Origin of the sequence: Novosphingobium sp. MBES04 (assembly GCF_000813185.1) — a bacterium.
GTDB classification, from domain to species: domain Bacteria; phylum Pseudomonadota; class Alphaproteobacteria; order Sphingomonadales; family Sphingomonadaceae; genus Novosphingobium; species Novosphingobium decolorationis.
The window spans coordinates 1,760,405-1,779,723 of record NZ_DF850488.1 but is presented as its reverse complement, the minus strand read 5'-3'; the positions used below and the strand labels follow the sequence as shown (position 1 = coordinate 1,779,723).

The following is a 19,319-nucleotide window of genomic DNA, read 5'->3' as shown; positions in this document are numbered from 1 at the left end:
TCCGCGCACCACTCGACAAAAAGCCATTGCGAACCGACCGGGGAACTGGCCTGATTGCACCTGCCGGGGCTAAGGCAGGGGAACAATGGCCATCGTATCTGAAAATCCACGCGTTCCTGCGCGCATGGTGCTGCTTTCGCTGGCAGCGCTCTGGGCGTGCTATTTCATCGTCGCGACCTTGCGCGGGGCCTTCATGGGCTTCGATTTCGCCTGGCCGATCATCTCGCGAAGGCTGACGATCTGTCTGCTCTCGATGATGGTCATGGCCGCGGTCTGGCCCCTGCTCCAGATGCTCGACCGCAAGTCGAACCTGGTGCGCCTGGTGATCGTGCTGGTGGGCGCCTTGCCGCTTGCCCTGTTGCTCAGTCTCATCAACGCAATGGTCTTTGCCGACCTGGAAATGGCGATGAAGACGGCCGACAAGGAAGGTCTGACCCAGATCGATCCGGGCAAGGTCCGCGTGATGCAGGATGAGGCGGGGAACATCCTCGTCGACCTGCCCAAGTCGTCCTCGCACGAAACGGACCAGCAGGAGGCGCCGCCCGCACCGCCCGCCCCTCCCGTCACGAGCTCGGCCGTGCCCGATGTCGTCCCCGGCATGAGCGATGATGCAGGCCCGCTCCTCGACGATACCGGCCGAGGCCCTGCGTCGGCGGGTATCATGCCCGGCGCGGAAGGGGGCATTACCATCCGCACCAACGGCGGCGCGCGTGACACCCTGTTCGGGCGCTGGGCGGGCATGGCCGACACGACCTTCGGGCGCTACTTCCTCGTCCTGGCCTGGGCCGCACTCTATTTCGCGCTCGCCAAGGCGGAAGAGGCGCGCGCGGCCGAGCGGCGCGAGGGCGAATACCGCCGCGCCGCCGAAGCGGCCGAGCTGCGCTCGCTGCGCTACCAGGTCAATCCGCACTTCCTGTTCAATACGCTGAACTCGCTCTCCGCGCTGGTCATGACCGGGCGCCAGGAGGCGGCCGAGACGATGATCCAGACGCTCTCGACCTTCTACCGCCGCACGCTGAACGGCGATCCCACCAACGACATGCGCCTGCTGGATGAGATCGAGATGCAGAAGCTCTACCTCTCGATCGAGGGGGTACGTTTCCCCAATCGTTTGCAGACTCACTTCACGATTGACGAGGACGTCGCCGATGCGATGGTACCGGGCATGATCCTGCAGCCGCTGGTCGAGAACTCGGTGAAGTACGCGGTCGCGGCCACGCAGCGTCCGGTCACGATCACGATCTCGGCCCGGCGCGGCGAAGGGGAAGACGGTGAGGCCGATCGCCTCGTGCTCACCGTATGCGACGATGGCCCCGGCGTGCCCTTGAACAAGGCCGACGGGTGCGGCATCGGATTGACCAACGTGCGCGATCGCTTGCGCGCGCGCTACGCGAATACGGCCAGGCTGGCCTACGGTCCGCAGGAGGAGGGGGGCTTTGCGACCGTCCTCGACCTGCCGCTGGAGACAGAACAGGGGGCAGCCTGGGCGAGGGAGACGAGATTTGACGGATAGCAACGCCATGCCGAACGGGGCCAACGACACCGTGACCAGTGCGCCGCTGCGCACCCTGATCGTGGACGACGAGCCGCTGGCGGTGGAGCGCATGCAGGTGATCTGCTCGCGGCTGGGTTCGGTCTCGGTGGTCGGCACGGCCAGCGATGGCGAGGCCGCGCTGCGCCTGTGCGAGGCGCTGCATCCCGATCTTCTGCTGCTGGATCTCACCATGCCCGAGACCGACGGGCTGACCGTCGCGCGGCGTCTGGCGCGCCAGGACAATGCGCCCGCGGTGATCTTTGTCACCGCGCACGACGAATTCGCGGTCGAGGCCTTCGATCTCGACGCGGTGGACTATGTCCTCAAGCCCGTGACGCCCGAGCGGCTGGAACGCGCGATCGGGCGCGTCATTGCCCGGCGCGGCGAACGCACCGAGCCCAGGAGCGACTGGCTTGAGGAATTCTGGGTCCCGCACCGCTCCGAACTGGTGCGCGTGCCCGCCGACGATGTGCAGCGCATCGATGCCGAGCGTGACTACGTGCGCCTCCACGTGGGCGAGCAGAGTTATCTCCTGCTCCAGACCATCACCAGCCTGCAGGAGCGGCTCGACCCGGCGCGCTTCATTCGCATCCACCGCAGCCACATCCTGCGCCGCGACCACGTGACGGGACTCAAGCACGAGGGCCTGGGTGTGTGGTCGGTCGAAACGACGAGCGGTGACAGCCTGCGCATCGGGCGCACGTACCTGCCCGAGGTGAAGAAGATGGCGGGGCGCTGATCCTGGGCGCAGCAAGAAGGTATTGATTCAAGGGGGCATCGCCCCTTGACCCCAGAACGGGCGACCTCATTTCTCTCAGATACCGTCGCGCGTGTGAGGTGAGGTTGACAGTTTTGGGAGTCCGAGGACGATGACCCTCGGAAATCTCTCTTTTCCTGTACCCCGCACACACAAAGAGGCGGGCCGCCAGAGGCAGCCCACCAAGTCGGTATCCGGGTCATTTCTTCTTATGGGACCTCGGGGATGGGGGATCAGCCGCCGTAGCGCTGGGCCTTTTCCTGGTCGCGCATGGCGGCCGCGATCTGGCCGTCGACCTTCTCGGTGGCCTTGCGGTAGCAGGCCTGCGACGAGGAGCTGGGCAGGAAGGAGTCGACCGCGCGTTCGTCCATCCGGCAAACCTTGCGGGCCGTCTTCACGAGGCGGCGCTCCAGGGTCTCCTGGCCTTCGACCGTGCTGAGGTCGAGGTCGGTGTAGTAGACGGTCGCGGTGGGGATGCTTTCCTGCGCAGCGGCGGGAGTGGCGGTAGCGGCGAGGCCGACCATGGCAGCGGGACCAACAAGGGCAGCGGCGAAAAGGGCAGTCTTCGTGAACATCGTGTTTCCTCCTATGGTGAGCAGGTCCGCGATGTGTGTGTCGGCCGGCTCGATGAGTTTCTTCTGCACCCATCCCGGCCCCCCTTCACGCGGGCATCTATGGTGGGTCGTTCAAGGTCGACAAAAGGCAAGGGCAGCGGACAAACGACGTTTGTAGTCGACGAACGGCATGGGCCGGAGCCCGCGCAAATGCGGGGATGCCCGCGCAAGGCGGCGACTCGCAGGACCTGATTCGCAAGGGGGCGTGCAGGGCCCCGGTGCAAGCCCCCACGCAGGGGGATTGGCATCGGGGCGCAAGCCGCGTTAGGCTGCGCGATGTGACCATTGCCGTTCTCGTCGTCTTCTGTCTGGGCGTGATCAACTTCGCCGCCCACAAGGCCGTCCTGGAAAGCGGACATCCCATGCTCGCGCAGGTTCCCTGGCTGCTGAAGTCGCTGGGCGGGCGGGCCAGTCTCCTTGTCGAGTTCGTGATGCTGCTGGGCTCGATGCTGATGGTCTCGGCCGGATCGCAAGGGTGGGCGCTGCTCTACCTTGTCTATTCGCTCGTCAACGGTGTTGCCGCCTGGCTGATTGTCACCGAGCGCCTGTAGGTCGGGAACCGGGGGGCTTACGGGGCTTTTCGCCAAGCATGGAACAGGCATCGCAGACACCCGCCGACGTAGCGCAACCCGACGATTCAACGCCCGGCGGCGCAAAGGCGCGGCGTCTCTGGCTGGTGTGCAATCCGGCAAGCGGCAGCAACGACGCGCAGACCCAGCGCGAGGCGAAGCAGGCGCTGGAGTCCGCGGGCTTCGACGTCGCGCGCACCTTGTACTTCCCCGATGATCCCGCGCCCAAGGCGGCGGATCTGGATGAGGAAGGGGTCGAGGTTGTCGCCACGTTCGGCGGTGATGGCACGGTCCATGCGGTCGTCACGGGCCTGTTCGGCTGGGGAGGTGCGGTCCTGGTCCTGCCCGGCGGCACGATGAATCTCCTCGCCAAAACGCTGCACGGCCCGGCCAGCGCGGACGAGATCGCCGCGCGTCTTGAAAGCGGGGAAGGGCGCCGCGTGCGCACGCCTGTCATCGACACCCGGCACGGAACCGCGCTGACCGGCGTGCTTGCGGGGCCGGGCACGATCTGGAACGAGGTGCGGGAGGCTTTGCGCGATGCGAACCTGATCGAGGTGGTCGCCACCGCGCGCCAGGCCATCAACTATTCCACCAACGGGCCCAAGGTCGTGTGTGACCAGAGCGATTGCGGGCGCGAGGACGGCTATGCGGCGATCACGGTCAATCCGGGCGAGGAGGGCCTGTCCGCCCGTGGTTACTACGCACAATCGCTGTCCGACTATGCGGGGCAGGGGATTGCGCTGCTCAACCGCAACTTCCGCAATGGGCCGCACGATGATCTTGGCGTCCACCAGCGTATCCGTCTCGTGTGCCCGGCGGGCGAGCCGATGGGCCTGCTCATCGATGGCGAACCCTTTGATGGCGAGCCCGAGGAAATATTCGAGCTTGCACCCTGCGAGGTCGATCTTATTGCCACGCGCGAGGTATAGGGCGTGAAGGCGAGTTCCTTCGCGCCGGGGCGAAATGGCCCGAAACGCAGACCCAACGCAGGTGAAAGTGCATGAATGACCGCCCGCTCAAGCTGTTTCATCTGAGCGATATCCACTTCGGGCTCGAGGACCGCAGCGCCCTCGCCTGGGTCGAGCGTTGCATCGAGCGCGAAAAGCCCGATGCCCTTGCCATCACCGGCGACCTTACCATGCGCGCGCGCCACCGCGAGTTCGATGCGGCCTGTGCGTGGATTCAGGGGCTGGACCTTCCCGTCACCGTCGAGGTGGGCAACCACGACATCCCCTACGCCAATCTCTACCAGCGCTTCTTCGATCCCTACCGCCGCTTCAACCGGATCGAGCATCTGGTCGAGGCCGAACTGGGCCTGCCGCGTCTTGCCGTGATCCCGCTCAAGACGACCACGCGCGCGCAGTGGCAGCGCTTTCCCTGGTCGAACGGCTGGGTGACGAAGAAGGCGCTGGAGGAAACGCTGGCCGCGATCGATGCGCAGCCCGAAGGCACGCGTATCCTCATCGCCGCGCACCACCCGCTGACCGAGCGGCGCGAGCGTGACAACAAGCTGCTGACCATCAACGGCACCCGCACGATGGAAGCGCTGGCCGGACGCAAGGTCGCCGCGATCCTTTCCGGGCACATCCACGATCCCTTCGATCTTGTCGCGGACACGAAGGCGGGGCCGCTGCGGATGATCGGCGCGGGCACGCTCTCGCAGCGCATCCGTTCGACTCCGCCCAGCTTCAACGAGATCGTGATCGAGGGCGAGGACATCCGGGTCACCGCGCGCAACCTGGAAGACGTGGCAAGCCGCGACATGATGATCTGCGACGTGCCCGAGAACGCGCTGCCCCCGCGCGATCCCGAAGAGCCGGTGGCGCCCGTCGGCAGGGTGCCCGAAGTCGATCCGCCGGTGAGCTGATCTGCACATACGAAAAGAGCCGCAGTTTCCTGCGGCTCTTTTCGTATGTAGTTGGATAGAAAGAACAGATCCGAGGGCCATCGTCCTCGGGCTCCCCGAACTGTGGACCTCACCTTCTGCGCGCCACCTGGGCTGAGAAGGGTGAGGTCGCCCATTCTGGGGTCAAGGGGCGATGGCCCCTTGAGAATCCTTCATCTTACATGTCCGCCTTCGCGTAGTCGTGATCCACCGAGCCCAGGCCGTTGATGTTGCTGCGCAGGATCTCGGGCTTGCGCACCAGGGTCACGTGGCCCACGCCGTTGATCTCGATTTCGGCGAGGCGCTTGGGGCCCAGCGTTACATCGCCCGCGCCGTTGACCTCGACCTTGACGTCATCGCCGTAGAGCTTGGCGAGGTCGATGTTGCCCGCGCCATTGGTGGTGACGGCCATCGTGCGGACCTTGCCCTCGGCTTCGAGGTCGAGCGCGCCATTGGCCTTCAGCGTGAACTGGTCCTGGTCGAGGCCGACCAGCGTGACGTCGCCCGGCGCGTCGAGATCGAGGCCCTCGATCTCGGGCGCGGTGATGACGACCTTGAGGCCATCGCCCCAGTGGCTGCGGCGGCCGTCGAGCTTGAGGCGGCCATCTTCCCAGACCAGGCGTTCCAGCAGCTTTTCAGGCCCCTTGACGGTCATGCTGGCGGTCTCGCCGCGCGTGAAGCTGAGGTCGACGGGCACTTCCATGGCGATCTGCGATCCGCTTTCGATAGCGAACTCGCGGGTCTTGGTGGGACCCAGGTCCTCGTCCTCGTCACCGAAGTGCCAGCCCCCTTCCTGGGCGAACTCGCGGCGGGCGTCCTCTCCCCCGACGATCCAGGCCCCGGCGAAGGCAACGAGCGAGAGGATCGCGGCGCTGGCGAAGACAATGAGCAGTTTGCGGAACATGATGTATCTCCTGCGGGCGCGGTTACTTGTCGGGGTGAATGGCGGGCTCGAGCACCCGGAAGTGCAGGCGGCCGAACCACATCAGGGCGTTGATGACCCAGATGCTGACGAGGATGAGGATAGCCGCGGCCGCGACCGATCCGCTCAGGATCCGAGACCGGCGAGAAGGGCGACGGCCCAGCCTCCCGGGAAGCCGGTGAAAGGGCCGGCGAGAAGGACAAAGCCACCGGCGATGAACACCGCGATGACGGCCACGAACAGCGCGATGAGCACGCCCAGCACAGTCACGATGATCGGCAGCAGCAGGAGGATGTCCAGCGAGGCGAGGCCGACGAAGGCGATGATCGCGGCCCAGGCCGAGGACGGCGAGCGCGCCTCCTTCCAGTTGCGCTGGCCGAACTCGAAGCGCAGTTCGCGGGCCAGGCGCGCCGGATCGCCGAGCGCGGCGGCAATCTCCGCCTCGCTGCGGCCTTCGGCCATGCCGGCCTCGAAGTGCTCGGCGTAGTCGGAGAGGATGTCGTCGACGTCCTCGCGCGGCAGGCCCTTGAGCCCGGCTTCGAGGCGACGGATGAATTCAAGACGCGTCATGGCTGGATTCCCCTTCCTGCACGTTCGCGGGTTCGCCGGTGGCTTCCGGCGCAGTGGCGGCGGGCGCATCGCCCGCGATCAGTTCGTCGACCGCAGCGGTGAAACCACGCCATTCGGTGATCTGCGCGGCAAGGCGCGTCTGGCCGGCTTCGGTGATGGCGTAGTACTTGCGCGGCGGGCCGGACGGCGATTCCTCGAGATAGGTCGAGACCAGACCGTCCTTCTGCATGCGGCGCATCAGCGGGTAGATCGTCCCTTCGCCCATATCGACCGCGTCGGCCATGCGGCTGGCGATCTCGTAGGCGTAGCTGTTGCGCCGCGAAAGCAGGGCAAGCACGCAAAGGCCAAGCACCCCCTTCTTAAGCTGGACTTCGATTTCGGACATCGAATCATCTCCTGTCGATGGAGACTGTATATAGACAGCTAGTGTGTGATGCAAGGTACCTTCTTAAAAGAGGTACAGGGCCATGCTCTATACCGTGCACGGCAAGTTAGGCGCCATGCGAAGGAATGTGTTTTTGTTCGCGACTTCCGTGACTTCGTCAGGGTCAGGCAGCCCTCAACCGGGGGGAAACCCTGATATCGGCGCGATGCCGGGTCGGGCGAGAGTGGCGTCCTGAGAGGTTGGGGGCTTCCTCGCGCGAATCGTCTTCGATTGCGCCGCTGTCCTTCCGCCCGTGTTCAGAGGAGAGTTCCGCGATGCACGACGACGATACGCCGCATTCCGACAGTCCCCACGCCGCACGCGAAGGTGACACGCCCAAGGGCATGTGCCGGCGCAGGATGCTTTCGGCCTCGAGCATGGCGGCGGCACTTCCCGCATTGGGATCGCTGATCGGCACGCAGAAGGCGCTGGCGCAGGCCGCGTCGGGCCGCAAGCCGAACATCCTCGTCATCTGGGGCGATGACATCGGTTGGCAGAACGTCTCCGCCTATGGCCTCGCAACCATGGGTTACCGCACCCCCAACATCGACCGCATCGGGCGCGAGGGCATCAAGTTCACCGACCACTACGCGCAGCCCTCGTGCACGGCGGGCCGCGCGGCCTTCATCACCGGGCAGTACCCGATCCGTTCGGGCATGACGACGGTGGGCCAGCCGGGCGCTGCGCTCGGGCTTCAGGCCGCGTCGCCATGTCTGGCCGAGGTGATGAAGATGGCGGGGTATCGTACCGGCCACTTCGGCAAGAACCACCTGGGCGACCGCAACGAGCACCTGCCCACCGCGCATGGCTTCGATGAATTCTTCGGCAACCTCTACCACCTCAACACCCAGGAAGAGGCCGAGCAGCGCGACTACCAGGCCTTCGGCAAGAAGTTCTCGGGCGACCTTGAGAAGTACGAGGCGCAGTTCGGCACGCGCGGTGTGATTCACAGCTTCGCGACAGACCGGGACGATACGACTTCGGACCCGCGTTTCGGCAAGGTGGGCAAGCAGACGATCCAGGACACCGGGCCGCTCACCCGGAAGCGCATGGAGAACTTCGATTCGGCCGAGATGATCCCGACCGCGCTCGACTTCATGGGCAAGGCCAAGGCCGCGAACGAGCCGTTCTTCGTGTGGATGAACACCTCGCGCATGCACGTCTACACGCACCTTGACGACGAGTGGCGCTACGCGGCGGAGAAGTACACCTCCGAAGCCGATCTTCATGGTTCGGGCATGATGCAGCACGACCGGGACGTGGGCACCGTGCTCGACTGGCTCGCGCAGCAGGGCATCCTGGATGATACGCTGATCTGGTACTCGACCGACAACGGTCCCGAGCACGATTCCTGGCCGCACGGCGCGACCACGCCCTTCCGCGGTGATAAGATGACCACCTACGAGGGTGGTGTGCGCGTGGTCTCGATGCTGCGCTATCCGCGCATGATCCCGCAGGATCAGGTGCTGAACGGCATTCAGGCCCACCAGGACATGTTCACCAGCCTCGCTGCGATTGCCGGTGTGCCGGACGTGAACAGCCGGATGCAGAGCGCCAAGAAGCAGTACATCGATGGCGTGAACAACGTGCCATACTGGACCGGCCAGCAGGAGAATTCCAACCGCGACCACATCTTCCACTACTACGAGAGCAAGCTGACCGCGGTGCGCATGGGGCCCTGGAAGATCCATTTCTCGACCAAGGAAAACTATTACGACAACCTGGTCCCGCGCACGGCGCCGCTCATGTTCAACATCCGCATGGACCCCTTCGAGAGCTACGATTCGGTCGATGCCTACGGGCATCTGCTCCAGAAGGTCTCGTGGCTGATGCAGCCGATGGGCGTCCTGATGAACAAGCACCTCAAGACCTTGGCCGAATACCCGCCGGTGCAGGGCGGGGCCTCGTTCGACATGTCCAATGTCGTGGCCGAGTTCATGGAGCAGGGCCTCCAGTAACCCCCTTGTCCCTCCCCCCGGGAAACCGTGGGGGCCATCCTCCAGCATGCCCCGGATCGGTCCCGGCCGCTCCGGGGCCCTTTTTTGGGGCTCAGGCCTCGATCCGGGCGATCTGGCGGTCGTGCCAGGGGGTGAGGAGGGCCAAGGCACAGATCGCGCCCACAAGGCACATGAGCATGTCCCACTGGGTGTCCCAGGGGTCGCCCTGGGTGCCCAGGAACGCCTCGGCCCCCTGACCCAGCGCCATGGCCGCGCCGAACTCGATCAGCTCGTAGGCCGCGCTCACCGCCAGGCAGCAGGCCGTGACCAGCACACTGGAAAGCCAACCGGGGGCAAGACCGCCCCGGCGCAGCAGCAGTTCGCGCAGCACGATCGCGGGCACGAAGCCTTGCGCGAAGTGGCCGATCCGGTCGTAGGGGTTGCGCGCGAGGCCCAGCAGGTCCTGCAAGGTAAAGCCCAGCGGCACGCGCGCGTAAGTATAGGCTCCCCCCAGCATGAGGATGAGGCCATGCAGGCCAATCAGCGCCAGCGCGAGGCGGGTCAGGGGCAGGCGAGAGTGCGTGGCCCAGAGCACGGGCAGCGCGATCAGGACAGGTGCCACCTCCATCAGCCAGGTCGCACGCTCGTACGGGCTCCATCCCGAGGCCAGCAGGGCCGCCAGCCAGAGGAGGGTGAGGGCGGTCAGGTCGCGAAGGGTGGTCCGTTGCATTCCCGGCAGGATTGGCCAGATACCGGGGACATGCAAGCCCCGGCGCTGCAACGCGCGCCCAAGGGACGTAGGCATGAAAAAAGGGCCGCGGTTGCCCGCGACCCTCTTTTCGTAAACCGGTGCGTCGGTCCGTTCGAAACTTAGCGCTTCGAGAACTGGAACGAACGACGGGCCTTGGCGCGGCCGTACTTCTTACGCTCGACCACGCGGCTGTCGCGGGTGAGGAAGCCAGCGGCCTTGACCGTGGCGCGCAGGACCGGCTCGTACTTCGAGAGTGCCTGCGAAATGCCGTGCTTCACAGCGCCGGCCTGACCCGAGAGACCGCCGCCCTTGACGGTGGCGATGACGTCGTACTGGTCTTCGCGCGCGGTGATCTGGAACGGCTGGGCAATGACCAGACGCAGGGTCGGACGTGCGAAGTAGACTTCCTGGTCACGGCCGTTGACGGTGATCTTGCCGGTGCCGGGCTTGATCCACACGCGGGCCACGGCGTCCTTGCGGCGGCCGGTGGCGTAGGCGCGGCCCTGGGCGTCGAGTTCCTGCTCGCGCAGGGGAACGTTCGAGACGACGGGGGTGAAACCCTGCTCTTCAGCAGCAGCTTCTTCGGTCGCGACTTCGGTGCCGAGGTCCTTGAGGTCGGACAGGCTCTGGACGGTATCAGTGTCGGACATTAGGCACCCACCTTGTTCTTACGGTTCATCGAAGCAACGTCGAGGGCTTCGGGCTGCGTACCACCGTGCGGGTGCTCGGTGCCGGCGTAGACGTGCAGGGCGCGCATCTGGTCGCGGCCCAGCGGACCACGGGGAATCATGCGTTCCACGGCCTTTTCAAGCACGCGCTCGGGGAAGCGACCGGCGAGGACCTTGTCCGCGGTGACTTCCTTGAGGCCGCCGGCGTAGCCGGTGTGCTTGTAGTAGGTCTGCTGCTTGAGCTTGTTGCCGGTGAAGCGGACCTTCTCGGCGTTGATCACGACGACGTGGTCGCCGCAATCGACGTGCGGGGTGAAGCTCGGCTTGTGCTTGCCGCGCAGGAGGTCGGCGATGATGACAGCCAGACGGCCAACCACCAGACCTTCGGCATCGATCAGATGCCACTTCTTTTCCACCTCGGCCGGCTTGATCGACCGGGTGACCTTTGTGAGCGCCTTCATGGCTGGTCTATCCCTTGTGTTTCGTGCGCGCGTCCGGGGGATTGGCGCTGGCGCGAATCCGTCCCGTACGCGGGAAGTGGCGCCAATTCGTCGAAATCGAGCGCCAAGTCAAGCAGGATGCGGCTTTGCGAAGAGGTAATATGATACCGTAATGTATCCTGCAGCGGTTTCCGGGACCGATCCGCAGGAAGGATCGGTCCGGGCCGGCTCAGGTTTGCGCAGGTGTGAACAGGCAGGGGTCCACGGCAGGCTTGGGCATGGTCTGCGGGCCGCCGGTGCCGATTCCCCACTGGTCCATGACCTGGGGGGCAGGCGCGTGGACTTTCGCCTCGTGGGTCTCGAAGTCGACCTCGTCGAGTTCGGAGGTGTATTCGACGGCAAAGCCGCCCGGCGTCACGAAATAGCTGAAGGTGTTGTTGCCCGCCGTGTGGCGGCCCGGCCCCCAGCGCAGATCGGTGCCGCGCTTCTGCAGACGGCTGGCGCCACGCATCATGTCATCGAGGCTGAGCATGTCGTAGGCGACGTGGTTGAGACAGGGCGGGCCTGGCAGAATGGCGATGCGGTGATGGGCCGCGTTGCAGCGCAGGAAGCACATGAAATCGCCCAGCCAGTCCGAGACGCGAAAGCCCAGCACATCGGTGAAGAAGCGCACCAGCGCCTGATGGTCGGGCGAATGCAGGACTATGTGGCTGATCTTCACGGGCACACCTTCCCAGCGCTCCAGCGGGCGCTTGTCGAGGGGCGCGACCTCGGCCGAGATCTCGAAGGGCAGGCCATCGGGGGAGAAGAAGCGGAAGCCGTAGCCGCCTCCGGGCGCGTCGAGCGGGCGGGGCGCGTGGATGATGGAGCACCCTGCGTCCTGCACCGCTGTGTGGAGGGCATCGACATCGTCCCTGCCGGGAGTGGCAAGGGCGATGACCTCGACGCAGTTCGTCTCGCGGCGGTGGAGGCGCAGGACGTGGTGTTCATCGTGCCCCTGCGCCTTGAACCAGGCGGTGTCGTCCTCGGCCGCGACTTCGACAAGGCCCCAGTCCTGGGTGTAGAAGCGGCGCTCGGCGTCGAAGTCCTCGACACCATAGCCGACATAGCGAATCTCGGTCACGCGGCTCATAGGGCGGCCTCTTCCTTCTTGCGTTTCTCGATGATGCGGCGCGCGCGCGTGCCGCCGGTGTCGATGCCGAGCGAGAGCGGTTTGCGCTCCCAGAAGTCGGCGCCGTCGGTGTTGGCGTAGGCGGCCTCGATGATCGGCTTGTCCTCTTCGCCGAAGGCCGCTCCCATGAGACCGGCCAGCATGGCGTCGCCCTCGGGGGAGGGGGGACCTTGCCGCGTGGTCGCCCAGAAGTAGTGGCTGGAACCTTCCGTTTCGGGGGTGAGGATGTGGGCCTGGTGGGCGATCACGCCCTCGGCCCGGTCGCCGCCCTGGGGGCAGGCGCCGACCTGTAGGTACATGCTGGCGGGCGCCTCCCAGCGCATGTCCAGCCAGTGGTCGGTGATCATGGCCGGGTCGTAGATCCCGAAGGTGTGCGCGGGCGCGGGGATTGCGGGCATCCACCAGTTGGAATGGAGCTGGTCGCCCTGCGCCTTGACCTCGTGGGTCCCGGCAAAGATCACGCCGCGCCCGGCAAAGGTGCCCTTGTGGACGAACTCGATGTGCGAGAGGTCCATCAGGTTGTCGGTGCCGTATTCGTAGTTCGCCGCCATCGGCATCACGCCGGTGATGGGGGCATGGCCGTCGATCACGATGGCGGAAAAATCGGGCACCGGCGTCTCTTCGGCAAGCGCGGGATCGCCGGGCCAGAACCAGACGATGTGGTCGCGCTCGACCACGGGAAAGCTGCGCAGCTGCGCGCCGCGGGGATCTTCTCGGAGAAGGGATTGCGCACGCACTGGCCGGCGGCATCGAAGGTAAGGCCGTGGTACGGGCACACGATGGTGTCGCCCTCGCGTTCGCCCTTGCTGAGCGGGGCGTAGCGGTGCGGGCAGCGGTCGACCAGCGCCACGGCGGTGCCGTCCTGTCGGCGCATGAGCAGGATCGGCTCGCCGAGCAGGCGGCGGCGGAGCATGTCCTCGCCCACTTCATGGCTCCAGGCGGCCATGTACCAGGCGTTTTCAAGGAAGGGTTTCGTCTCGGTCATGTCGAAAGTCCTGTGCTTGGACGCTCAGTAGGCGTCCATGTCGTCGGCGATCTCGAAGGGGCCCGGATAGGCGGCGGACAAGGTGGAGAGGTAGGCGAAGTGCTCGGGGCTGCGCGGGCCCCAGCCCGAGAAGTGCGTGACGACCAGTCCGCCCACGTCCGCGCGCGCGGCAAGGGCGCCGAGGTCGGCGGGCGAAAGATGGTGGTGCGCCAGGTGCGTCTGCATCGCCTGCAACTGTCCCTCGGGAATACCGGGGTTGGCCGCGATCAGGCGCGCGATGGTGAGCGGAATGTCCATCATCTCGGCAACCATCAGGTCCGCGCCCTTCGCCAGTTCCTCGAGCCGCGCGCTGGGGCCGGTGTCGCCAGTGTAGACAATCGCGCGGCCCGGCAGGTCGAAGCGCAGCGAGAGCGACTGGAAGCGCTGCGCCATCGCGCTGCCCTCGGGGAAGCTGTAATGGGTGTTGCGCGCCACCGTGACGGTCATGCCGTCCACCTCGATCCGGTCGCCATCGCGCAGCTCGCGCACCGTGATGCCCGCGCGGTGATCGACGGGCGGCGCGCCTTCCACGCCATAGTTCGCGGTGACCCCCGGGACCATCGAGGCGAGCAGTCCCTCGACCAGTTCGCGCGTTCCGGGCGGTCCGTAGATGGTCAGCGGATCGCGCGCGCTGGTCTGGAAGCGCAGGCCGAGGACGGCGGCAAGGCCGCCGGTGTGGTCGAAGTGCAGGTGGCTGAGGAAGATCGCGTCCACCGCGCGCGATTGCACCCCGGCCTGCTCCATCCGCCCCGCCGCGCCATCGCCCACGTCGACCAGGTAGTCCTTTCCGGCAAAGCGCAGCAGGTTCGCAGGCTGCGAGCGCTCGGGCACGACCACGGGCCCCGCATTGGTGCCCAGCGTGATCCAGGTCCCCAGACCTTCCCTGTCCGGTGCCGGCTCCTGCGCCGCGGCGGGCGTACCGGCCGCCGTGAGCAGGAGTAGGGGGAGGACGCGGCAGGCGAACGTGCGAAGAGGACGCATCAGAACGTGTACCCGACCCTGAGGCCGTAGGTGCGCGGGGGTTCATAGGCGGAACTGGCGACGTTGCCCGCGCCCAGCTGGTAGGTCGACTGCACCGCCTGGTCGGTCAGGTTGCGCACGAAGAGCATGACCGTGACGGGAATATCGGTCGGCTCGAAGCGGATCGAGGCGTCCATCTTGAAGTCCGCGCCGCTGTCGCCGGTGGGCAGGTAGGCAAAGCCGATCACGCGGTTGGCGCGGTAGCGGCCATCGAGCGCGAAGGTGATGTCGAGCGGATCGAGTTCGAGCTTCTGCTGGACGCCCAGGTTGAAGCTCCACTTGGGCGCGTAGAGGGCAGGCTTGCCCGAGCAGTCGATGTCGAACGAGCGGACGGGCTCGGAAACCTGGGTGTAGCCGCAGCCCGTGATCGGGGTGAGGAAGTAGGGCGGGTCGCCTTCGTCGGACAGGTCGATCTGGTTGTACTGGAAGCTGTCGTAGGTGGCATCAAGGTACTGCGCGCCGCCATGGACGAGCGTGGTGGGGCCCGCCAGCCACTGGAAGTCCATCTCCACGCCCTTGACCGAGGACTTGCCCACGTTGCGCGTGTAGAAGGCGTTGTTGCCGTTGTCGTCGAGCCCCAGCGCGGCCAGCTGCTGGCCCCGGTATTTCCAGTAGAAGGCCTCCAGGTTCAGCTGCAGGCTGTTGTTGAAGAAGCTGTTCTTCGAACCCAGCGTCCAGGCGTCGATGAACTCCGGTGCGTATTCCTCCTGCCCGAAGGTGATGTTGAAGCCGCCGGCGCGAAAGCCGGTCTCGAAGCTGGCGTAGACAAGGTTGTCGGGGCTGGCGTCGAATTCGACCGCGGCGCGCCAGGTCACCTCGCGGTCGCTCGCTGCGCGGTCGATCACGGTCGGGGTAATCGCAAGAAGCGCGGTGGGGCCCATGGGACCGAACGGGCCGAAGGGGAAGGCGCCGTAGGGGGCAGGCGCATCGAGCGGGCTTCCTGCCGGGAACAGCCCCGGGGCGTACTGTGCAAGCGAATCGCGCAAGGTCAGCCCCACCGGCACGGTCGGCAGGTTCGGGCAACTGGGCTGGCCGGAGGGCAGCTCGGTCAGGCAGATCGCGGCCAGCGAATCGGCCTGGGCCACGATGTCGCGCTTTTCGTCGGAATAGCGAAGGCCGCCCACGAGCCGCAGCGTATCGGTGAGGCTCCAGGTGACGCGCCCGAAGGCAGCCAGCGAGCGGGTGTGCGTATCGAAGCTGTTGAAGGTGGTCGTCGAGAACTGGTTGAACGAATTGACGCCCTTGACCGTCTCGTCGAACCAGTACCCGCCCAGCAGCCATTCGACAGGGCCGCTCGTACCCGAAAGGCGCGCCTCGAGGCTGTACTGCTCGGCGGTGTCGGAGTTGATCGCGGCCTTGAAGGGGGGGCCGTTGAACTGGTTGTCCAGCTTCGAGTGGCGATAGGCGGGGATCACGACGAGATCGACCCCGCCCAGATCGACGTTCACTTCGGCGTTGAGGCCCCAGTATTCATCGTCGCGACGCGGATAGGCATAGCCGGTCAGCGGCGCGAAGAGCGGGGCCGCGGTGGCCGTGTTCTCGATGAAGTCCAGAGCCTCCGGCGTGAACAGGCCGGTGTAGGGCGCGCGCACATTGTCCGGAGCCTCGACGTGGAGCCAGTTGCGGACCGTCGCGCCGGGATTGAAGGGGGTGAAGGTGTAGACGCCCTCGACGTTGAGACCGGGCCCTGTGCCCTTCTGGGTCGAGTAGTCGGCCGAGACGCGCAGGTTGATCGCGGGGCTGAGCTCGGCATAGATCTGCCCGCGCAGGGCCAGATCCTTGGCCGAGCCGGTGCCGTCCGAGAAGTAACCGTCGCGCTCGTTCACCGTTCCGGCAAGGCGCAGGGCGACATCGTTGCCGAGCGGCGCGTTCACCATACCCGTCAGCTCATAGGCATCGTAGTTGCCGTATTGCGCGCTGACCGAGCCTTCCGAAACGCCCAGCTGCGGCGCGTTCGGGATCACGTTGATCGCGCCGCCCGTGGCGTTGCGTCCATAGAGCGTGCCCTGGGGGCCCTTCAGCACTTCCACGCGGTTGACGTCGAGGAAGGAGGCGACGGTCGAGGAGGGGCGCCCGATGTAGACGCCGTCGATGTTGAAGGCGACAGCCGGGCTGGTGTAGCCGTTGTTCGCGAAGTTGCCGACGCCGCGAATGAAGTAGCCGGTGTTCGCGCCGCCGCCCGCCGCGACATAGAGCGCGGGCGCCACAGTGTTGAGCTGGGTCGCGTCGGCGACGCCGTTCTGCACCAGCTGGTCACCGCTGGCCGCGTTGATCGCGATGGCCGCATCCTGCAGGGTTTCGGCGCGGCGCTGTGCGGTGACGATGATGGCGTTGAGCCCGAAGGTCTCGCCTGTCTCGGAGGTCTGTGTCTGAGTGGCCTGAGTCTCAGTGGTCTGGCCCAGGGCGGGCTGCGCCAACAGGGCAAGGGTCATCGCCGTACCGGCGACCAGGGGCGTACGCATCGCTTTCTCTCTCCCTAACGGCAGCTGTTTATCGCTGCACTTGCCATGCGTTCTTTCACCGCGCAGACTATCGGTCCAATTTTTTGTTTTTCTCGATAACTACAAATGGAATGAATGCATCATGCGGATGGATCATTTCGACCTTAACTTGTTGGTTGCATTCGAAGCTTTGCTTCAGGAGCGCAGCGTGACCCGCGCGGCGAAGCGGCTGAACGTGACGCAATCGGCGATGAGCGCCTCGCTCAAGCGCCTGCGCGAGAGCTTTCACGACGACCTTCTGGTGCTGCACGGCAAGAAGATGATTCCCACCCAGCACGCGCTGGCGATCGCGCCCGAAGTCAGCGATGCGCTGATACGTCTCAAGGGGCTGATCGCGATGAGCACGCGGTTCGATCCGGCGGCGTCCCGGCGGTTGTTCTTCGTGAATGCCTCGGACTACATCACCACGGTGCTGCTGGTTCCCCTGGTCGAGGTTCTCCAGCGCGAAGCGCCGGGCATTCGCCTCAACCTGTCGCTCCCCGACATGGACAGCGCGGACAAGCTGGAGGCGGGCGAGGTGGACCTGATCCTCACGCCCGAGGAATTCATGGATTGCGACCATCCGCGCGAACTCCTCTTCGAGGAGCGCTTCGTTGCCGTCGGCGCGCGTGACAACCCCTTGCTGGATAGCGAACTGACGCGCGAGGGCTTCCTTGCCGCAGGGCACGTGGCGGTGCGTATCGGCAATCAGGATACCTTTGTCGAAGGCGTGCTGAACACGCTCGTTCCCGAGCGCCGGATCGAGGTCTGTGCGCAGTCGTTCATCCAGGTGCCCTGGTTGTTGCGCGGCACCAACCGCCTGTCCGTCATGCACGAGCGGCTGGCACAGACCGCGGCGCCCGTGCACGAGCTCGCCATCGCCGAGCTTCCCTTCCATGTCCCCAACATGCGCGAGATGATGCAGTACCATGTCGCGCGCACGCACGATGCCGGGCTGACCTGGCTACGCGAACGCATCATTCGCTTCGCCCGCCAGCTTGCGCCTCAGCCCGGCCTGAGCGTGCAGGCAGATTGACCTGTGCGCCCGTCAGGCGGGCCTGCGCGCCCGGGTGTCTGTCAGAGGTCGCCCAGCCAGCCCAGCGTGGCCGGGGCGCCCGTGTCGCAGACCCAGCCCAGCACGGCGGGCGCCTCGTAGGGGTGGATCTCGCCAAGGCGCGCGACGGCGGCTTCGAGCAGGTCGGCGCGGGTCTTGAGCAGCAGGCCGACTTCGCGCGCGGTGTCGATCCGGCCCTCCCATTCGAACACGCTGGTGATCCCCGGGATCACGTTGCCGCAACCGGCGAGCTTCTCTTCGACAAGGGTGCGTGCGGCCGCGAGTGCGGCGGTTTCATCGGGGCAGGGACACCAGACAAGTGCTCCTGAAAGGGGCGCGCCGGAAAGGGGCCCGTCCGCCATCTCAGGCCGCGCTCAGCAGGTTGACCGGATCGCGGCGGCCCAGCGCATGGGCACCCCAGACCACGCTCATCACCAGCAGCGCGGCGCAGACCTGGTGGGCGACCGCCAGCCACAGGTTCACGCCCGACCAGATTGTCGCAACGCCGAGCAGGATCTGCAGGCCGAAGGCCATGTGGATCGCCACCGAGGCCGGGCGCTGGCGAATCGCGCGCAGGCGCCGCCCCATGACGACGAGGATCGCCACGACCACCCAGGCCCACCAGCGGTGAAGGAAGTGGACGAGGAAGGGATCGTTGAAGAGCGCATGGAAGAGCCCACTCGACGCATCGATGCCCTCCGGGAAGAGATGGCCCTGCATCAGTGGCCAGGCGTCGAGGTGGAACCAGCCGGCTCCCGCGACGTAGCCCGCGCGCATGCCCGCGACGAGCGCCCCGTAGAACAGCTGGAGCGTCAGCGCGGCCAGCGCCACGAAGGTGAAGCGCCCGAGCGAGGAGCGCGGCGTGCCCTGTTCGAGCTGTTTCAGGTCGAGCGCGGTCCACACGAGGCCGCCCAGCGTCAGGAGCGCGGTCAGGAGGTGCGCGGCAAGCCGGAAGTGGCTCACCCGGTCGAGCGCGTCGGGGGAGAGCCCGGAAGAGACCATCCACCAGCCCACCGCGCCCTGCAGGCCGCCCAGCGCGAGGAGGGCGAGCAGGCGCGGCTTGTAGCCCAGCGGGATCGTGCGGCGCACCCAGAACCAGATCAGCGGCAGCGCAAAGACCAGCCCGATGATGCGCGCGATCAGCCGGTGTGCCCATTCCCAGAAATAGATGAACTTGTAGTCGGCAAGCGTCATGCCCGCCGGGCCGTTGACATCAAGGTACTGCGGGATCTGGCGGTACTCGGCGAACTCGGCCTGCCACTGCGCGTCGGTCAGCGGGGGCAGGGCGCCGGTCACCGGCTTCCACTGCGTGATCGAGAGGCCGGATTCGGTGAGGCGCGTAATCCCGCCGATAGCCACGATGAGCACGACCAGCACGGCGACGGTGAACAGCCAGCGCACCATCGCGCCGATGTCGTCGTGGGTTCCGATGAGAGGGCGACCGTCCATGTTCTTCATGGGGACTCTTCCTGAGCCCTTGCCGCAGGTTACGCAAG

Annotated in this window: 21 protein-coding genes; 7 read left to right on the top strand and 14 right to left on the bottom strand. The window is 66.1% G+C overall.

Features of this window, described 5'->3' with window-relative positions:
• The first annotated feature begins 85 nt into the window (after positions 1–85).
• Complete coding sequence (locus MBENS4_RS07735; RefSeq protein ID WP_039389866.1) at positions 86–1,513, top strand: sensor histidine kinase; 1,428 nt, start codon at positions 86–88, stop codon at positions 1,511–1,513.
• A 7-nt stretch (positions 1,514–1,520) separates the two neighbouring features.
• Entirely contained in the window at positions 1,521–2,273 is a 753-nt protein-coding gene (locus MBENS4_RS07730) for a LytR/AlgR family response regulator transcription factor (RefSeq protein WP_052322099.1), read from the top strand.
• A gap of 251 nt (positions 2,274–2,524) precedes the next feature.
• Here MBENS4_RS07730 and MBENS4_RS07725 read toward each other — a convergent pair whose 3' ends face one another.
• Positions 2,525–2,866, bottom strand: coding sequence for a UrcA family protein (locus MBENS4_RS07725; RefSeq protein ID WP_039391981.1), 342 nt, complete (start codon positions 2,864–2,866; stop codon positions 2,525–2,527).
• 317 nt (positions 2,867–3,183) lie between these two features.
• Here MBENS4_RS07725 and MBENS4_RS07720 point away from each other — a divergent pair, with 317 nt between their 5' ends.
• From MBENS4_RS07720 to MBENS4_RS07710, 3 genes are all read left to right on the top strand, one after another.
• Positions 3,184–3,456 (top strand): hypothetical protein, encoded by a 273-nt coding sequence (locus MBENS4_RS07720; RefSeq protein WP_242404832.1) that lies wholly within the window; start codon positions 3,184–3,186, stop codon positions 3,454–3,456.
• Positions 3,457–3,494: 38 nt separating this feature from the next.
• Positions 3,495–4,406, top strand: coding sequence for a diacylglycerol/lipid kinase family protein (locus MBENS4_RS07715; RefSeq protein WP_084592002.1), 912 nt, complete (start codon positions 3,495–3,497; stop codon positions 4,404–4,406).
• Positions 4,407–4,477: 71 nt separating this feature from the next.
• On the top strand, positions 4,478–5,344 hold the full coding sequence (locus tag MBENS4_RS07710; RefSeq protein WP_039389863.1) for a metallophosphoesterase family protein: 867 nt from the start codon (positions 4,478–4,480) through the stop codon (positions 5,342–5,344).
• A 196-nt stretch (positions 5,345–5,540) separates the two neighbouring features.
• Here MBENS4_RS07710 and MBENS4_RS07705 read toward each other — a convergent pair whose 3' ends face one another.
• From MBENS4_RS07705 to MBENS4_RS07695, 3 genes are all read right to left on the bottom strand, one after another.
• A complete protein-coding gene (locus MBENS4_RS07705) occupies positions 5,541–6,266 on the bottom strand; it encodes a GIN domain-containing protein (protein ID WP_039389860.1) in 726 nt (241 codons plus the stop codon).
• Between the two features lie 144 nt (positions 6,267–6,410).
• Positions 6,411–6,854 carry a DUF1700 domain-containing protein gene (locus MBENS4_RS07700; protein WP_242404831.1) on the bottom strand — a complete coding sequence of 148 codons (444 nt, stop codon included), beginning with the start codon at positions 6,852–6,854 and terminating at the stop codon, positions 6,411–6,413.
• A complete protein-coding gene (locus MBENS4_RS07695; RefSeq protein WP_039389858.1) occupies positions 6,841–7,239 on the bottom strand; it encodes a PadR family transcriptional regulator in 399 nt (132 codons plus the stop codon). The genes MBENS4_RS07700 and MBENS4_RS07695 overlap by 14 nt, the downstream gene beginning before the upstream one ends.
• Positions 7,240–7,553: 314 nt before the next feature.
• Here MBENS4_RS07695 and MBENS4_RS07690 point away from each other — a divergent pair, with 314 nt between their 5' ends.
• On the top strand, positions 7,554–9,236 hold the full coding sequence (locus tag MBENS4_RS07690) for an arylsulfatase (protein WP_242404830.1): 1,683 nt from the start codon (positions 7,554–7,556) through the stop codon (positions 9,234–9,236).
• A gap of 91 nt (positions 9,237–9,327) precedes the next feature.
• Here the strand turns inward: MBENS4_RS07690 and MBENS4_RS07685 are convergent, their stop codons facing one another.
• The 8 genes from MBENS4_RS07685 to MBENS4_RS07655 all read right to left on the bottom strand — a co-directional run bounded on the left by MBENS4_RS07685 (position 9,328) and on the right by MBENS4_RS07655 (position 16,751).
• Positions 9,328–9,945 (bottom strand): DUF2238 domain-containing protein, encoded by a 618-nt coding sequence (locus tag MBENS4_RS07685; RefSeq protein WP_039389856.1) that lies wholly within the window; start codon positions 9,943–9,945, stop codon positions 9,328–9,330.
• Positions 9,946–10,085: 140 nt separating this feature from the next.
• Entirely contained in the window at positions 10,086–10,616 is a 531-nt protein-coding gene (gene rpsI, locus MBENS4_RS07680) for a 30S ribosomal protein S9 (protein WP_039389854.1), read from the bottom strand.
• The gene (gene rplM, locus MBENS4_RS07675) at positions 10,616–11,095 is read right to left on the bottom strand and encodes a 50S ribosomal protein L13 (RefSeq protein ID WP_039389852.1); all 480 of its coding nucleotides are present in this window, start codon (positions 11,093–11,095) and stop codon (positions 10,616–10,618) included. The genes rpsI and rplM overlap by 1 nt, the downstream gene beginning before the upstream one ends.
• 208 nt (positions 11,096–11,303) lie before the next feature.
• On the bottom strand, positions 11,304–12,206 hold the full coding sequence (locus MBENS4_RS07670) for a VOC family protein (RefSeq protein WP_039389850.1): 903 nt from the start codon (positions 12,204–12,206) through the stop codon (positions 11,304–11,306).
• Positions 12,203–12,922, bottom strand: a complete 720-nt coding sequence (locus MBENS4_RS23990) for an aromatic ring-hydroxylating dioxygenase subunit alpha (protein WP_144400870.1) — start codon at positions 12,920–12,922, stop codon at positions 12,203–12,205. The genes MBENS4_RS07670 and MBENS4_RS23990 overlap by 4 nt, the downstream gene beginning before the upstream one ends.
• Positions 12,832–13,230, bottom strand: a complete 399-nt coding sequence (locus MBENS4_RS23985) for a Rieske 2Fe-2S domain-containing protein (RefSeq protein ID WP_052322096.1) — start codon at positions 13,228–13,230, stop codon at positions 12,832–12,834. The genes MBENS4_RS23990 and MBENS4_RS23985 overlap by 91 nt, the downstream gene beginning before the upstream one ends.
• 24 nt (positions 13,231–13,254) lie before the next feature.
• Positions 13,255–14,250 carry an MBL fold metallo-hydrolase gene (locus tag MBENS4_RS07660; protein WP_039389848.1) on the bottom strand — a complete coding sequence of 332 codons (996 nt, stop codon included), beginning with the start codon at positions 14,248–14,250 and terminating at the stop codon, positions 13,255–13,257.
• A complete protein-coding gene (locus MBENS4_RS07655; protein ID WP_039389847.1) occupies positions 14,250–16,751 on the bottom strand; it encodes a TonB-dependent receptor in 2,502 nt (833 codons plus the stop codon). Before MBENS4_RS07655 ends, MBENS4_RS07660 begins: the two co-directional genes overlap by 1 nt.
• Positions 16,752–16,872: 121 nt before the next feature.
• On the opposite strand from MBENS4_RS07655, the gene MBENS4_RS07650 reads away from it, so the two are divergent.
• Positions 16,873–17,805: a LysR family transcriptional regulator gene (locus tag MBENS4_RS07650; protein WP_052322095.1), complete on the top strand. Its 933-nt coding sequence runs from the start codon at positions 16,873–16,875 to the stop codon at positions 17,803–17,805.
• Positions 17,806–17,846: 41 nt separating this feature from the next.
• On the opposite strand, the gene cutA is transcribed toward MBENS4_RS07650, so the two are convergent.
• Complete coding sequence (gene cutA / locus MBENS4_RS07645; protein WP_039389844.1) at positions 17,847–18,185, bottom strand: divalent-cation tolerance protein CutA; 339 nt, start codon at positions 18,183–18,185, stop codon at positions 17,847–17,849.
• A gap of 1 nt (position 18,186) precedes the next feature.
• Complete coding sequence (locus MBENS4_RS07640; RefSeq protein ID WP_052322094.1) at positions 18,187–19,281, bottom strand: COX15/CtaA family protein; 1,095 nt, start codon at positions 19,279–19,281, stop codon at positions 18,187–18,189.
• Between the last annotated feature and the right edge of the window lie 38 nt (positions 19,282–19,319).

Excerpts from the sequence above, each read along its gene's own strand:
- MBENS4_RS07735 (WP_039389866.1), top strand. The coding sequence starts at position 86 with ATGGCCATCGTATCTGAAAATCCACGCGTTCCTGCGCGCATGGTGCTG.
- MBENS4_RS07730 (WP_052322099.1), top strand. The coding sequence starts at position 1,521 with ATGCCGAACGGGGCCAACGACACCGTGACCAGTGCGCCGCTGCGCACC.
- MBENS4_RS07725 (WP_039391981.1), bottom strand. The coding sequence starts at position 2,866 with ATGTTCACGAAGACTGCCCTTTTCGCCGCTGCCCTTGTTGGTCCCGCT.
- MBENS4_RS07715 (WP_084592002.1), top strand. The coding sequence starts at position 3,495 with ATGGAACAGGCATCGCAGACACCCGCCGACGTAGCGCAACCCGACGAT.
- MBENS4_RS07710 (WP_039389863.1), top strand. The coding sequence starts at position 4,478 with ATGAATGACCGCCCGCTCAAGCTGTTTCATCTGAGCGATATCCACTTC.
- MBENS4_RS07705 (WP_039389860.1), bottom strand. The coding sequence starts at position 6,266 with ATGTTCCGCAAACTGCTCATTGTCTTCGCCAGCGCCGCGATCCTCTCG.
- MBENS4_RS07700 (WP_242404831.1), bottom strand. The coding sequence starts at position 6,854 with ATGACGCGTCTTGAATTCATCCGTCGCCTCGAAGCCGGGCTCAAGGGC.
- MBENS4_RS07695 (WP_039389858.1), bottom strand. The coding sequence starts at position 7,239 with ATGTCCGAAATCGAAGTCCAGCTTAAGAAGGGGGTGCTTGGCCTTTGC.
- MBENS4_RS07690 (WP_242404830.1), top strand. The coding sequence starts at position 7,554 with ATGCACGACGACGATACGCCGCATTCCGACAGTCCCCACGCCGCACGC.
- MBENS4_RS07685 (WP_039389856.1), bottom strand. The coding sequence starts at position 9,945 with ATGCAACGGACCACCCTTCGCGACCTGACCGCCCTCACCCTCCTCTGG.
- rpsI (WP_039389854.1), bottom strand. The coding sequence starts at position 10,616 with ATGTCCGACACTGATACCGTCCAGAGCCTGTCCGACCTCAAGGACCTC.
- rplM (WP_039389852.1), bottom strand. The coding sequence starts at position 11,095 with ATGAAGGCGCTCACAAAGGTCACCCGGTCGATCAAGCCGGCCGAGGTG.
- MBENS4_RS07670 (WP_039389850.1), bottom strand. The coding sequence starts at position 12,206 with ATGAGCCGCGTGACCGAGATTCGCTATGTCGGCTATGGTGTCGAGGAC.
- MBENS4_RS23985 (WP_052322096.1), bottom strand. The coding sequence starts at position 13,230 with ATGACCGAGACGAAACCCTTCCTTGAAAACGCCTGGTACATGGCCGCC.
- MBENS4_RS07660 (WP_039389848.1), bottom strand. The coding sequence starts at position 14,250 with ATGCGTCCTCTTCGCACGTTCGCCTGCCGCGTCCTCCCCCTACTCCTG.
- MBENS4_RS07655 (WP_039389847.1), bottom strand. The coding sequence starts at position 16,751 with ATGCGTACGCCCCTGGTCGCCGGTACGGCGATGACCCTTGCCCTGTTG.
- MBENS4_RS07650 (WP_052322095.1), top strand. The coding sequence starts at position 16,873 with ATGCGGATGGATCATTTCGACCTTAACTTGTTGGTTGCATTCGAAGCT.
- cutA (WP_039389844.1), bottom strand. The coding sequence starts at position 18,185 with ATGGCGGACGGGCCCCTTTCCGGCGCGCCCCTTTCAGGAGCACTTGTC.
- MBENS4_RS07640 (WP_052322094.1), bottom strand. The coding sequence starts at position 19,281 with ATGAAGAACATGGACGGTCGCCCTCTCATCGGAACCCACGACGACATC.